Origin of the sequence: Streptomyces sp. NPDC005794 (assembly GCF_042871445.1) — a bacterium.
GTDB lineage: Bacteria > Actinomycetota > Actinomycetes > Streptomycetales > Streptomycetaceae > Streptomyces.
Map to the genome: position 1 here is coordinate 201,260 of NZ_JBIAIN010000001.1, position 13,909 is coordinate 215,168.

A 13,909-nucleotide genomic window follows, 5' to 3' on the forward strand; every position below is an offset into this window, starting at 1 on the left:
TGCCGCATGTATGGCTACGACCAGAACCCAGGTGCACAGCAGCAGATGGGTGGCGGCTACGGCGAGCAGCCGTTGTATCCCGAGCCCTCGCCGCCGTCCCTGGCAGACGCGGTACGGGCCTTCACGACCGGTTCGCTGTCCGCGGAGGACTTCCAGCAGATCTTCGCCACGGCGAAGGTCTACTGCCCGCGCGGGGACAACCCCGGCTTCCTGGCCCTCCACAACACCCAGCAGCCGGTGATCCCCATGTTCACCACGCTCAAGGAGCTCCGTAGCTACGCGGGCAAGGAGTCCAAGTACTTCGTGATCACCGGCGCCGAGGTGATCGACCTGCTGCCGACCGGCTACGGCTTCGTCCTGGACATGGAGGGCGACCACCGCATGGTCTTCGACGCCAAGGCGGTGGAGCAGATGGTGGACTTCGCGATGCGCCGGATGTACGGCTAGAGGCCGCTACGTCGCGGATGGCTGAAGCGCCGTCCCGGCCCTGAGGTGGTCTGAGGGCCCGCATCGACCCCGGTGCGGGCCCTCAGCGCTGTCCGGGGGCAGGTCGTGGGGCGGGTCCGTCGTCGGTTCGGAGGCGGTCCGGAGGCGGTCCGGAGGCGGTCCGGAGGCGGTCCAGGGGGCGGTTCGGGGCGGGCGGGAATGAATGCCGCCTTGCAAGATGTTCACCGTTCAACTAAATTGGGATCAGAAGACTCCCGGAGGTGGCTCCCATGCCCGCAGTGACCGTCGAAAACCCGCTGACCCTGCCGAAGGTCGCGGCCCAGACCGAGGCCGTGGCCCGTCCCGTGCTGACCGTCACGACCGCGCCGAGCGGTTTCGAGGGTGAGGGGTTCCCGGTGCGGCGTGCCTTCGCCGGGATCAACTACCGGCACCTCGACCCGTTCATCATGATGGACCAGATGGGTGAGGTGGAGTACGCCGCCGGTGAGCCGAAGGGGACCCCCTGGCACCCGCACCGCGGCTTCGAGACCGTCACGTACATCATCGACGGCAGCTTCATCCACAAGGACAGTCACGGTGGCGGCGGCTCCATCGAGAACGGCGACACCCAGTGGATGACGGCCGGCTCGGGTCTCCTCCACATCGAGACGCCGCCGGAGGCCCTCGTCATGTCGGGTGGCCTGTTCCACGGCCTCCAGCTCTGGGTGAACCTGCCCAAGGCCGACAAGATGATGGCGCCGCGCTACCAGGACATCCGCGGTGGCCAGGTCCAGCTCCTCGCCTCCCCGGACGGCGGCGCGCTGCTCCGTGTCATCGCAGGTGACCTCGACGGTCACGAGGGCCCGGGCATCACGCACACCCCGATCACCATGGTGCACGCGACGGTCCGGCCCGGCGCCGAGGTGACGCTGCCCTGGCGCGAGGAGTTCAACGGCCTCGCGTACGTCCTCGCCGGGCGCGGCAGCGTCGGTGCGGAGCGCCGCCCCGTCCACACCGGACAGACCGCGGTCTTCGGCAAGGGGTCCTCGCTGACCGTGCGTGCCGACGAGACGCAGGACGGCAACACGCCGGACCTGGAGGTCGTGCTGCTCGGCGGGCGCCCGATCCGTGAGCCCATGGCGCACTACGGGCCGTTCGTGATGAACACCCAGGACGAGCTCAAGCAGGCCTTCGAGGACTTCCAGGCCGGCCGTCTCGGCAAGGTCCCGGCCGTCCACGGCATGTGACCGACGCCGCCGGGCGGACGGGTGACGGTCCGTCACCCGTACGCCCGTGCGGAAGGGACACCGCTCCTCGGCCGTGATCGGGTGGAACGGTGCCTACCCGCAAGCCCCTCCTGCCCGACGTCGCACGGCGGACGGCCGCATGGTGCGGAGTCCTGCTGCTGGTCGCCGGTGTCGTGGCGGTGGCCGTCTGGCTGTGCGTCGTGCTCAAGACCGCGGTCACCCCGGTCCTGCTGGCCCTGCTCGGTACGGCGCTCCTCGGCCCCGTCCACCGCTGGCTGGCCGCCCACAAGGTGAACAGGTCGGTGGCGGCCGGACTCACCTGCGCCGCGCTCGTCGCGGTGGTCGGCGGTGCCGGATACATCGTCGTCACCGCCCTCGTCGACAGCGGCGACCAGATCGTGGCCTCGCTGAAGGACGCCGCGCAGTGGGTCATCGACCACTTCGACATCGCGGGTGCCGCCGATGTGGACGACCTGGCGGAGAACGCCAAGAACCTCGTCGAGAAGTTCGGCGCGAGCGCGGCGGGTGGACTGCTCACCGGGATCAGTCTCATCGGATCGCTCGTGACCACCGCCGTCCTGGCCCTGCTGCTGACGTTCTTCTTCCTGCGGGACTCCGACCGCGCCGTCCATCTGGCCCACACGGTCGCCCCGCGCGGGGCGGGTGACCTCGTGGAGGCCATGGGGCGCAGGGCTTTCGAAGCCGTCGAGGGGTTCATGCGCGGCACCACGTTCATCGCCCTGATCGACGCGCTGTGCATCACGGTGGGTCTGCTGATCCTGGGGGTGCCGGGGGCGGTGGGACTGGGCGCGCTGGTCTTCGTCGGCGCCTACATCCCGTACCTCGGGGCCTTCATCTCCGGTGCCGTCGCCGTGCTGGTCGCGCTCGCGGACCGGGGCCTCGCGATCGCGCTCTGGACGCTGGGCGTGGTGATCGCCGTGCAGGTGCTGGAGGGGCACGTGCTCCAGCCGGTCATCCAGAGCCGTACGGTCCAGATGCACCCCGCCATGATCATGATCGCGCTGACCGCGGGGGCGAGCGTCGCGGGGCTGCTGGGCATGCTGCTGGCGGTGCCGCTGTGCGCCGCGGTGTTCGGGGTGATCGGCGAGCTGCGCAGGGGGTACGAGGCCTCCGACGGTGAGGGACCGGCGGTACCGGAGAGCTCATGAGCCGGCGGAGCCGACGGCGAGTTCCGCCGGCTCCGCCGACTCGTACAGCTCGAACCAGATCGACTTCCCCTCGCCCCTGGGGTCCACCCCCCAGACGTCGGCGAGCATCTCCATCAGCACCAGCCCGCGGCCGCTCGACGCCATCTCCCCCGGCCGCCGCTTGTGCGGCAGCTCGTCGCTGGTGTCGGCCACCTCGACGCGCAGCCGCCGCTCGCCCCGCTCACCCGTCACCTCGGCCATGAGCAGCGCGTCCCCGTCCGTGTGGACGAGCACGTTCGTGGACATCTCGGAGACCATCAGCTCCGCGGCGTCGATCTGTTCCGGGTCCGCCCAGTCGTGCAGCAGCTCCCGGAGCTGCTGCCGGGCGGCCGCGATCCGCTCGGGCTCCGCCTGGGCGATGGTCATGGCCGAGCGCCTTCTCGGGGTCCTGCGCGTCCGGACGGCCTCGCGGCGCAGCACCAGGACCGCGATGTCGTCCTCACGGTGGTCCGCCAGCGGCCCGGTCGTGTAGTGCGAGCCCGGACCGTGCACCGCCTGTACGAGGGCGTCCGCGAGTTCTTCCAGGTCGTCGACGGGCTTCTCCAGGACGGGCCTGAGCCTGGTCCATCCGGTGGCCAAGTCGTGTCCGCCGGTCTCGATGAGCCCGTCCGTGCACAGCATGATCGTCTCGCCGGGGCCCAGGACGACGCGTGTCGTCGGGTAGTCGGCGTCCTTCTCGACGCCCAGGGGCAGCCCTCCGGCGGTCTGCCGGATCACCGCGGTGCCGTCGACGCTGATCACCACCGGGTCCGGGTGACCCGCCCGGGCGACGTCGAGTGTGCCGGTCTCGGGGTCGGCCTCCGCGTAGAGACAGGTCGCGAAGCGCGTCTCGTCGGACGGGTCCTCGCCGTCGGTGAGGCCGTACGTCTCCGCCAGCCCGGCCAGGAAGCGCGAGGCCCGGGAGAGCACCGCGTCGGGGCGGTGCCCCTCGGCGGCGTACGCGTGCAGGGCGATCCGGAGCTGGCCCATCAGGCCGGCCGCCCGCACGTCGTGGCCCTGTACGTCGCCGATGACGAGGGCGATACGGCCGTTGGGAAGCGGGATCATGTCGTACCAGTCGCCCCCGATCTCGAGCCCTCCTCCCGTCGGGATGTAGCGGGCCGCCACCGTCAGGCCGGGGACGCCGGGGCCGAGGGACGGCCTCATCGCCTTCTGGAGGCCCAGCGACAGCTCGCGCTCGTTGTCGGCCGCCCCCGCCCGGGTCAGTGCCTGGGCCAGCATCCTGGCCACCGTCGCCAGCACGGAGCGCTCGTCCGGCGAGAAGGCCACGTTGTGCCGGAACCCGGCCATCCAGGCGCCCATGGTGTGCCCGGACGAGATCAGCGGCAGAAAGGCCCAGGACCGGCGCCCGAACTCCACGGCGAGGGGCCAGGCGGCAGGGAAGCGGCGCCGGTACTCCTCGGGCGACTCGAGGTAGATCGCCTGGCCGGTCCGTACGACCTCGGCGGCCGGATAGTCGGTCTCCAGGGGCATGTCGGTGAACGGCTTCTCGTCGCCGACGTTGTGCCCGTGGTGCCCGATGACCGTCAGCCGACCGCCCGAGACCCCGAAGACCGCGAGCCCGTTCGGTGAGAAACCGGGCATGGAGAGCGAAGCGGCGACCCGCAGGACCTCCTCGGTGGACCCGGCCTCGGCCAGCGCCCGCCCCGCGTCCAGCAGGAACGCCTCGCGCGACCGCCGCCAGTCGCCGGTGAGCGGCGTCTGCGCCGCATTGGCGTCCGGAGGCTGGGCGACCTCCTGGAGGATGCCCACCAGTACGTACGTGTGGCGGCCCGGGGTGTCCAGCGGGACCGGCTTGGAGCGGGTGCGCACCGTGCGTATGACCGAGCCGTCCTCGTCCATGATCCGCATCCTGGCCTCGGCCACCGTGTCCTCGGCGATCGCGAAGTTCACGATGCCGTCGATCTCGTTCCAGTCGGCCGGGTGGAAGCGGGGGCGCACCTCCTCGCCGGAGCGGACCGTGGCCTCGGCGGGCAGCCCCACCAGCCGTGCCGCCTCGGCGTCGAACGTGACCATGCCCGATGAGCTGTCCCAGCTCCACAGGCCGGTCCCGATCGCAGCCAGGATCTCCTCGGTGCGCATTGCCCCACTTTAGGAAGATGTTCTTCCTGGCCGCCACCGAAGGGACGTCGCCCGGCAGCCGCCCCCAGCCGCCCTCAGGTGCCGTCGGGCGGCTCTCGGACAGCCGTGCGGCGACCATGCCAATGAAGCGGTACGGCCACGGGCGGTAGCCTGGGGTGTCAATCCACCCCGAACCGCGAAGACTGGATGAACGACGATGCATCGGTACAGGTCCCACACCTGCGGCGAGCTCCGCGCCTCTGACGTCGGCACCGACGTCCGGCTGAGCGGCTGGCTGCACAATCGCCGAGACCTGGGTGGCATCCTCTTCATCGATCTGCGCGACCACTACGGTCTGGTGCAGCTCGTCGCCCGCCCGGGCACCCCCGGCAACGAGGCCCTGGCGAAGCTGACCAAGGAGACCGTCGTCCGGATCGACGGCAAGGTCTCCGCGCGCGGCGCCGACAACGTCAACCCCGAGCTCCCGACCGGTGAGATCGAGATCGAGGTCAGCGAGGTCGAGGTGCTGGGCGAGGCCGCCCCGCTGCCCTTCACGATCAACACCGAGGACGGGGTCAACGAGGAGCGGCGCCTGGAGTACCGCTTCCTCGACCTGCGCCGCGAGCGCATGCACCGCAACATCATGCTGCGCTCGTCCGTCATCGCCTCGATCCGCTCCAAGATGGTGGCCCTCGGCTTCAACGAGATGGCGACCCCGATCCTCGCCGCGACGTCCCCCGAGGGCGCCCGTGACTTCGTGGTCCCGTCCCGCTTGAACCCGGGCAAGTTCTACGCCCTTCCGCAGGCGCCGCAGCAGTTCAAGCAGCTGCTGATGATCTCCGGCTTCGACCGCTACTTCCAGATCGCGCCGTGTTTCCGCGACGAGGACGCCCGCGCCGACCGCTCGCCCGGCGAGTTCTACCAGCTCGACGTCGAGATGTCGTTCGTCGAGCAGGAGGACGTCTTCCAGCCGATCGAGAAGCTCATGACCGAGCTCTTCGAGGAGTTCGGCAACGGCCGCCACGTGACCTCGCCGTTCCCGCGCATCCCGTTCCGCGAGTCGATGCTGAAGTACGGCAACGACAAGCCGGACCTGCGCGCCCAGCTGGAACTGGTCGACATCTCCGACATCTTCGCGGACTCGGAGTTCAAGGCCTTCGCCGGCAAGCACGTCCGCGCCCTTCCGGTGCCGGACACCGCGGGCCAGTCCCGTAAGTTCTTCGACGGCCTCGGCGCGTACGCGGTCGAGCACGGCGCCAAGGGCCTCGCCTGGGTCCGCGTCGGCGAGGACGGCACGCTGGCGGGCCCGATCGCCAAGTTCCTCACCGAGACGGACATCAAGACCCTCACCGAGCGTCTGTCCCTCGTCCCCGGCCACGCCGTCTTCTTCGGTGCGGGTGAGTTCGACGAGGTCTCCAAGATCATGTCCGTCGTCCGCGTCGAGGCCGCCAAGCGCGCCGGCCACTTCGAGGAGGGCGTCTTCCGCTTCTGCTGGATCGTCGACTTCCCGATGTACGAGAAGGACGAGGACACCGGCAAGATCGACTTCTCGCACAACCCGTTCTCCATGCCTCAGGGCGGCATGAAGGACCTGGAGGAGAAGGACCCGCTCGACATCCTGGCGTGGCAGTACGACATCGTCTGCAACGGCATCGAGCTTTCCTCCGGCGCCATCCGTAACCACGAGCCCGAGGTCATGCTGAAGGCCTTCGCGATCGCCGGCTACGAGGCGGAGACCGTGGAGAGGGAGTTCGCGGGCATGCTGCGCGCGTTCCGCCTCGGCGCCCCGCCGCACGGCGGCATCGCCCCGGGCGTCGACCGCATCGTGATGCTGCTGGCCGACGAGCCCAACATCCGCGAGACGATCGCCTTCCCGCTCAACGGCAACGCCCAGGACCTGATGATGGGCGCCCCGAGCGAGCTGGACGAGACCCGCCTGCGCGAGCTGAACATCCAGCTCCGCAAGCCCGTCGCGACGCCGAAGGACAAGGCGGAGGCCAAGGACTCGGTCGCGCGGGACACCGGCGCTAAGTAGGCACCCTCGTTCCGCTTCGGTTCCACGTGAAACAGTCCCCGGCCGCCCGGCCGGGGACTGTTTTCTTTGCGTACGGGTGGACAGGGGGAATTCCGCGCCTCCGTACCCGCCGGGCCGGGTACATCCGGATGGCCCCGGTTCCGGTTCGGCGCAGTCGGGCGCGGAAAAGACTGGCACGGGAAGTGCTCGTCCGACCCCCACCGAGGAGTTCCGCCCGTGTTCGTGCCTCGTCGCCCGTACGTCCTGCTCGTCGTCCTGTTCCTGCTGGTCATCGGCTGTTCCGCCGGGGCGGTGCAGACCACCGAACCGTCGGCGCCCCGAGGCGCCGACGGCCCCGGGGCCTCCGCCATGCAGTCCCGCACCGCGGAACCCCTCCGCAGCCCCACGGAGATTCCGGGGCTGGGCCCTGAGACCCGGGCGCAGATCCCCGCCACGGCTCGGCAGGCCGTCGTGGTGACCGGGGAGGGTCCCGACTCCAACCGCTCCACGGTCGTGCTCCACAGCTTCGACGACCCCGCTCTCGGCTGGAGACCCCGGGAGGGCCCCTGGCCCGCCCACAACGGCATGCGGGGCTGGACGGACCACCATCTCGCGGACGACCTCCGGTCCCCCGTCGGAGTCTTCGGCCTCACTGACGCGGGCGGCCGGCTGCCCGACCCGGGGGCGCTGCTCCCGTACGACGAAGAGCACCGCTTCTCGGTGACCGGCGAGGGCTTCCTGGGGGAGCCCCTCGAAGGCTCCTTCGACCATGTCGTCGCCATCAACTACAACCGGACCCCGGGCACGAGCCCCCTGGACCGCACCCGACCGCTCGGCGGGGAGAGGGGCGGCGGCATCTGGATCCACGTGGACCACGGCGGCCCCACCCAGGGCTGCGTCTCGCTGACGGAGGACCGCATGCGCGAGCTCCTGCTCACGCTCGATCCCGCGAAGCAGCCGGTGATCGTGATGGGGGACGCGGCGTCGTTGGCCCGGTGAAACGCGGAACACGCGTGGATACGTGCCCGTAGGCTGGATCCGTCGCCCAGTTCCCGAGGAGGCTGCCATGACCGTTGTTGAGGACTCCGTGCTGACCCAGGACGTGTTCGAGGATCTGGCCCGTCACGCCATACGCGCGGAGGAAGCGCTGCGGCTGGAATTCGTGAACGGGAAACTGGGGGTCAAGGCTGTGCCGGACGGGGATCACGGGCGGATCATCGCCTGGCTGACGCAGATCTGCATGCAGGCGGATCCGAGCCGCTGGCTTTTCGGCGAGCAGGGACTGCGTATCGATTCCTACCGCAGGGGCAACGCCCGGCCGGACGCTTCTCTCGCACCCATGGAGACATTCGCCGGCCAGGGCGAATGGGCCGACCCGGACGGCGTTCTCATGGTGGTCGAGGTGACGTCGTACGACGAGGACACGGACCGCCGTGACCGCGTCGACAAGCCGCGCGCGTACGCCGAGACCGGCATCCCCGTGTACCTGCTGATCGACCGGGACACCTGCGAGGTGAAGGTCCACTCGCAGCCCGACGGCGTGCGGTACGAGCAGGTGGTCACCGTGCCGTACGGCAAGACCGTGACGCTCCCCGACCCGGTGGGGATCGATCTCGACACCGAGCCGCTCAAGAACTGGACGCGCTGACGCGTCACGCGAAGGAGCCCGGGCCCCGATGTGTCGGGGTCCGGGCTCCTTCGCCGCGTACACCGCTTACGCGGACTTCTCCTCCAGACGCGGGAACAGCACCGCGCCCTTCGTCACCGTCGCGCCCACGGGCAGCTGGCCCCAGCGGCCCGCGTCCTGCACCGGCTGGTCGGCGAGGGCACCCAGGGACGCCTCGGCGCCCAGGGACTCCCACAGCTTCTGCGAGGTGTCCGGCATCACGGCGTTCAGCAGGACCGCGACTCCGCGCAGCGAGTCGGCCGCCGTGTACAGGATGGTCGCGAGGCGGGCCTGTCCCTCCGGCGACGTGTCCTTGGCGACCTTCCAGGGCTCCTGCTCCGTGATGTAGCCGTTGACCTGCTTCACGAAGTCGAAGACCGCCAGGATGCCGCCCTGGAAGTCCAGATCCTCGCCGATCTTCACATCGGCCGTGGCGACTGCCTGTGCCAGGCCCTCCTGGACCGCCCGCTCGGCGTCACCGGCAGCCGTGGCCTCCGGGAGCGCGCCGCCGAAGTACTTGCCGACCATGGCCGCCACCCGCGAGGCGAGGTTGCCGTAGTCGTTGGCGAGCTCCGAGGTGTAGCGGGCGCTGAAGTCCTCCCAGGAGAACGAGCCGTCGCTGCCGTACGCGATGGCCCGCAGGAAGTACCAGCGGTACGCGTCCACGCCGAAGTGCGAGGTCAGGTCCTGCGGCTTGATGCCCGTCAGGTTCGACTTGGACATCTTCTCGCCGCCGACCATCAGCCAGCCGTTGGCGACGACCTTGCCGGGCAGCGGCAGGCCCTGCGCCATCAGCATGGCCGGCCAGATGACCGAGTGGAAGCGCAGGATGTCCTTGCCGATCAGGTGCACGTCCGCCGGGAAGGTGCCGTCGAACTTCTCCTGGTTGGCGCCGTAGCCGACCGCCGTCGCGTAGTTGAGCAGCGCGTCGATCCACACGTAGATGACGTGCTTCGGGTCCCACGGGACCGGGACGCCCCAGTCGAAGGTGGAGCGCGAGATCGAGAGGTCCTGCAGACCCTGCTTGACGAAGTTCACGATCTCGTTGCGGGCGGACTCGGGCTGGATGAAGCCCGGGTTGGCCGCGTAGAACTCCATGAGCTTCGGGCCGTACTCACTCAGCTTGAAGAAGTAGTTCTCCTCCTTGAGGAGCTCCACCGGCTTCTTGTGGATCGGGCACAGCTTGGTGCCGTCCTCGGCCTCGACCAGGTCCCCGGGGAGCTTGTACTCCTCGCAGCCCACGCAGTACGGGCCTTCGTACCCGCCCTTGTAGATCTGGTCCTTGTCGTACAGGTCCTGCACGAACTCCTGCACACGGTCCGTGTGCCGCTTCTCCGTCGTACGGATGAAGTCGTCGTTCGCGATGTTCAGGTGCTCCCAGAGGGGCTTCCAGGCCTCCTCGACGAGCTTGTCGCACCAGGCCTGGGGCGTCACGTCGTTCGCCTCGGCCGTGCGCAGGATCTTCTGACCGTGCTCGTCCGTGCCGGTGAGATACCACACCTTCTCGCCGCGCTGGCGGTGCCAGCGAGTGAGCACGTCGCCTGCGACGGTCGTATAGGCGTGCCCCAGGTGAGGAGCGTCGTTGACGTAGTAAATGGGGGTCGATACGTAGAAACTCTTCACGCCGTCGCCCCCTTGCTTCTCGGATCCAGTGGCCGCCATGGTCGAAATCCTAACGGTCCGTGGGAGATCCACTCACATCGATAACGGAGCCCCCGGCCCTGGAGAGCTTTGCGAAACATGCTTTCCCGTACCAAAGACGCATCCTGGGAGGAGTGGGCACGCGTGCACGAGGCAGGGGACAACACGATGCGGGTACTGGTCGCCGAGGACGAGGAGATCTTGGCCGAGCTGGTGGCGACGGGGCTGCGGCGGGCCGGATTCGCCGTCGACACCGTGTACAGCGGGGACGCCGCGCTCGCCTACCTGGGGCTGCACGACTACGACGTGGTCGTCCTGGACCGTGATCTTCCCCGGGTGCACGGCGACGACGTGGCCCGCCGGCTCGTGTCCGCCGGCTCCCGGACCAGGATCCTGATGCTCACCGCGTCCGGGACCATGGAGGACCGGGTGGAGGGGCTCGACCTCGGCGCCGACGACTACGTGAGCAAGCCCTTCGAGTTCCCCGAGCTGGTGTCCCGGGTGCGTGCCCTGCGGCGGCGCAGCGCCCGGCCCGTGCCGCCGCAGCTGGAGCGGCACGGCATCCGGCTGGACAGTGTGCGCCGGGCCGCCACCAGGGACGGGCGGGAGCTGGATCTGTCGCCGAAGGAGTTCACCGTGCTGCAGCTCCTGCTGGAGGCCGACGGCGGCACGGTCAGCGCCGAGGAACTGCTGGAGCGGGCCTGGGACGCCAACGCCGACCCCTTCACGGGCGCCGTCCGCGTCTGCATGAGCAAGCTCCGCGCCAAGCTGGGGGAACCGGCGCTGATCCGCACCGTGCAGGGCGTCGGGTACGCCCTGTGAGCCGGCTGCTGAAGCTGGTGCGGGCGACCGGAACGGCGCAGGTCCGGCACTCGACGATCCGGATGCGGATCGCCCTCGTGTACGGCGGGGTCTTCCTGATCCTCGGCACGGGGCTGCTCGCCACGGTCAATCTGGCGTCGCGCGCCGGCACGGACTCGCAGGCGCGGGCCATCGCCACGTCCGCCGCGCTGGCCCAGCCGGGCTTCGCGGTCAACGGTCCCCTGCACGAGAGGGGCCGCCTCGGCCCGCCCACGGTCTACGACGTCACCGACGATGTCAGCGACGCCGCGAGCAGGGAACTCCTGTACTGGTCGGTCGCCGCGCTGCTCGTCATGACGGGGTGCGCGGTCGGCGTGGGCTGGTGGACCGCGGGGCGGGTGCTGCGGCCCGTCCACGCGATGACGGCGAAGGCGCGACGGCTCTCCGAGCACACCCTGCATGAGCGGATCGCGTCCAGCGGACCCGACGACGAGCTGAAGGAGCTGGGCGAGACGCTCGACGCGCTGCTGGCGCGGCTGGAGAGGGCCTTCGACAGTCAGCGGCGGTTCATCGCCAACGCCTCGCACGAGCTGCGGACCCCGCTGGCCACCCAGCGGGCGGCGATCCAGGTGGGTCTCGACGATCCCTCGCCGGAAGACCTCGTACGGACCAGGCAGACGCTGCTGGACAACAACCGGCGCAGCGAGCGGCTCATCGAGGGGCTGCTGGTGCTGGCGCGCAGCGAACGGGGGCTGGCGAGGGGCGAGCGCACCGAGGTCGACCTGGCGCAGGTGGTGGCGGAGGAGACGGCCCGGCCCCTGGCGGCGACGGAGCGGGCGGTGGTGTCCCGCCCGGAGGTCACGGTCGCTGCCGAGCCGTGCGTCGTACGGGGGAACCGTCAGCTGCTCGCGCAGCTGGTGGCGAATCTGCTGTCCAACGCGGTGCGGTACAACGTGCCCGGCGGCCGGGTGGGGGTGTCACTGTCGGCGGACGGGGCCCTGGAGGTCCGCAACACCGGCCCGGTGGTGGCCGAGGAGGACATCGCCGGATTCTTCCAGCCGTTCCGGCGCGGGGAGGGGCGGGACCGGATGGGGCAGGGCTCGGGGCTCGGATTGTCGATCGTACGTTCTATCGCCTGGGCCCATGGCGGTACGGCCACGGCGGTGCCCGGCCCGGAGGGCGGGCTCGCCGTGACCGTACGGCTGCCGGTGGATCAGTCCTCCGTGACGACTCCGCGGGCCTTGGCCCAGGCGGGCAGTCCGGCGAGCACCTCCCGGTAGAACGTCGCGTCGGGCACCTCGCGCGGGGCGGGGCCCGCGTGGAAGAACCCGGCGTTCTCGACGTCCAGCCTGCGCAGGAAGTCGAAGCCCTTCGCGTCCTCGTCGCCGAACGCGACGAACTGGAAGAACAGCGGCAGCCGTGCCGCGTCCGCCAGCGCCTGCTTGGCCGCCACCTTGGCGTCCGGGGCGCCGTCCGTCTGGAAGATCACCAGCGCCGGGCCGGTGGCCCCGGACTTCTCGTAGTGCGCGACGATCTCCTCGACGGCGCGGTGGTAGTTCGTGCGGCCCAGGCGGCCGAGGCCCGCGTGCAGCTCGTCGATCCGGCCCTCGTGGGCGGTGAGGTCGATCGCCCCGGTGCCGTCGATGTCGGTCGAGAAGAAGACGACGGGCACGGTGGCGTTCGCGTCCAGGTGCGCGGCGAGCGCGAGGGTGCGGTCGCCGAGGTGCTGGGCGCTGCCGTCCTTGTAGAACGGCCGCATGGACCCGGACCGGTCGAGCACCAGGTACACGGTGGCCCGCAGCCCGGTCAGCCCGTGTGCCTTGAGCCCGGCCTGAGCGGCCTTGTACGGGGCGACGAGGGCGGGCGCGGCGGCCTTGACCCGGGCGAGGGTGACGGCGGGCTTGCCGGCGGGTGCGACGGCGGCCACGGGCTCCGGCGCGGTCTCGGCGGCGGCCGGCTCGGCCTCCGGTGCCTCGGGCGCAGCCTCCGGCTCGGGCTCGGGGGTGACCGGCTCGGCTGCGGCGGCCACAGGCTCGGCCTCCGGTGCCTCGGGCGCAGCCTCCGGCTCCGGCGCGGCCTCGGCGGCGACCGGCTCGGGCTCGGGCGCAGCTTCCGGCTCGGGCTCGGCGGCGACCGGCTCGGCGGCGGCGGCCACGGGCTCCGGCGCGGCCTCGGCCTCCGGCTCGGCGGTGACGGGCTTCTCGGCCGACGGCTCCTCGATGGCGGCGGGCTCGGGTACCGCCTCCGCCGCAGCCTCGTCGGCAGGTGCCTCGGCAACGGGTGTCTCGGCAGCCGCAGGCTCCTCGGCCGAGGGTGACGCCGCGACAGACGCGGCCGGTTCGGCCGCAGCCTCGGGCGCCTCAGGCTTCTCGGGCGCGACCTCAGGGGCCGTCTCGACCACGGCCTCCGGCTCCGGCTCCGGGTCGATGTCGATCGTGATCGCGGCGGCCGGCTCGGTCTCCGCAGCCGACTTCGCGTCAGGGCCCGACCCCTGAGCCGGAACCCTCGGCGCGGGCGCGGGCGCGGGCGCGGCGGTCGGCGTGGCCGCCGACGTCGTGTCCGCCTTGTCGAAGGCCGCCGCCACCAGGTCCGAAGCCTGTCCACTGTCGTGCTCGGCACCGGCGGCCCGGTCCGAGGAGGAGGCAGGGGCCGGTACCGAGGCCTTTGCGGGCTCGGCCGCCGAAGTAGTGGTCTCCGGCTCCGGCTCCGTGGGCTGGGTGCGCTCGGCCTGGGGCGGGACGGTGGCCGTGGTCGGCTCGTCCTGCTCCGTGCGGCCGAACACCTTGCGCAGCAAGCTCCGAATGCCCATGGGCGAGGCCTTTCGCATGAGTTGATGAGGTGGGTG

11 protein-coding genes are annotated in these 13,909 nt (G+C 70.8%); 8 read left to right on the forward strand and 3 right to left on the reverse strand.

Features of this window, described 5'->3' with window-relative positions; translation table 11 throughout:
• Positions 1–6 precede the first annotated feature (6 nt).
• From ACFYQ5_RS00945 to ACFYQ5_RS00955, 3 genes are all read left to right on the forward strand, one after another.
• Positions 7–447 carry an SseB family protein gene (locus ACFYQ5_RS00945; protein ID WP_073750539.1) on the forward strand — a complete coding sequence of 147 codons (441 nt, stop codon included), beginning with the start codon at positions 7–9 and terminating at the stop codon, positions 445–447.
• Between the two features lie 269 nt (positions 448–716).
• Positions 717–1,673, forward strand: a complete 957-nt coding sequence (locus tag ACFYQ5_RS00950) for a pirin family protein (RefSeq protein WP_389191174.1) — start codon at positions 717–719, stop codon at positions 1,671–1,673.
• Between the two features lie 89 nt (positions 1,674–1,762).
• Positions 1,763–2,842, forward strand: a complete 1,080-nt coding sequence (locus ACFYQ5_RS00955) for an AI-2E family transporter (RefSeq protein ID WP_389191176.1) — start codon at positions 1,763–1,765, stop codon at positions 2,840–2,842.
• On the opposite strand, the gene ACFYQ5_RS00960 is transcribed toward ACFYQ5_RS00955, so the two are convergent.
• Complete coding sequence (locus ACFYQ5_RS00960) at positions 2,837–4,963, reverse strand: SpoIIE family protein phosphatase (RefSeq protein ID WP_389191178.1); 2,127 nt, start codon at positions 4,961–4,963, stop codon at positions 2,837–2,839. The genes ACFYQ5_RS00955 and ACFYQ5_RS00960 overlap by 6 nt on opposite strands.
• Before the next feature lie 196 nt (positions 4,964–5,159).
• Between ACFYQ5_RS00960 and aspS the strand changes: the two genes are divergently transcribed.
• From aspS to ACFYQ5_RS00975, 3 genes are all read left to right on the forward strand, one after another.
• Positions 5,160–6,977, forward strand: coding sequence for an aspartate--tRNA ligase (aspS, locus tag ACFYQ5_RS00965; protein WP_389191181.1), 1,818 nt, complete (start codon positions 5,160–5,162; stop codon positions 6,975–6,977).
• Positions 6,978–7,193: 216 nt separating this feature from the next.
• On the forward strand, positions 7,194–7,955 hold the full coding sequence (locus ACFYQ5_RS00970) for a hypothetical protein (protein WP_389191184.1): 762 nt from the start codon (positions 7,194–7,196) through the stop codon (positions 7,953–7,955).
• A 67-nt stretch (positions 7,956–8,022) separates the two neighbouring features.
• Entirely contained in the window at positions 8,023–8,604 is a 582-nt protein-coding gene (locus tag ACFYQ5_RS00975; protein ID WP_389191187.1) for a Uma2 family endonuclease, read from the forward strand.
• A 66-nt stretch (positions 8,605–8,670) separates the two neighbouring features.
• Here the strand turns inward: ACFYQ5_RS00975 and metG are convergent, their stop codons facing one another.
• Positions 8,671–10,284, reverse strand: coding sequence for a methionine--tRNA ligase (gene metG / locus ACFYQ5_RS00980; RefSeq protein ID WP_389191190.1), 1,614 nt, complete (start codon positions 10,282–10,284; stop codon positions 8,671–8,673).
• Positions 10,285–10,431: 147 nt separating this feature from the next.
• Between metG and ACFYQ5_RS00985 the strand changes: the two genes are divergently transcribed.
• Both ACFYQ5_RS00985 and ACFYQ5_RS00990 read left to right on the forward strand, forming a co-directional pair.
• Complete coding sequence (locus ACFYQ5_RS00985; protein ID WP_351275230.1) at positions 10,432–11,085, forward strand: response regulator transcription factor; 654 nt, start codon at positions 10,432–10,434, stop codon at positions 11,083–11,085.
• A 62-nt stretch (positions 11,086–11,147) separates the two neighbouring features.
• Entirely contained in the window at positions 11,148–12,344 is a 1,197-nt protein-coding gene (locus tag ACFYQ5_RS00990; RefSeq protein ID WP_389191928.1) for a sensor histidine kinase, read from the forward strand.
• Here the strand turns inward: ACFYQ5_RS00990 and ACFYQ5_RS00995 are convergent.
• The gene (locus ACFYQ5_RS00995) at positions 12,278–13,873 is read right to left on the reverse strand and encodes a VWA domain-containing protein (protein ID WP_389191193.1); all 1,596 of its coding nucleotides are present in this window, start codon (positions 13,871–13,873) and stop codon (positions 12,278–12,280) included. The two genes, ACFYQ5_RS00990 and ACFYQ5_RS00995, sit on opposite strands and share 67 nt — an antisense overlap.
• Between the last annotated feature and the right edge of the window lie 36 nt (positions 13,874–13,909).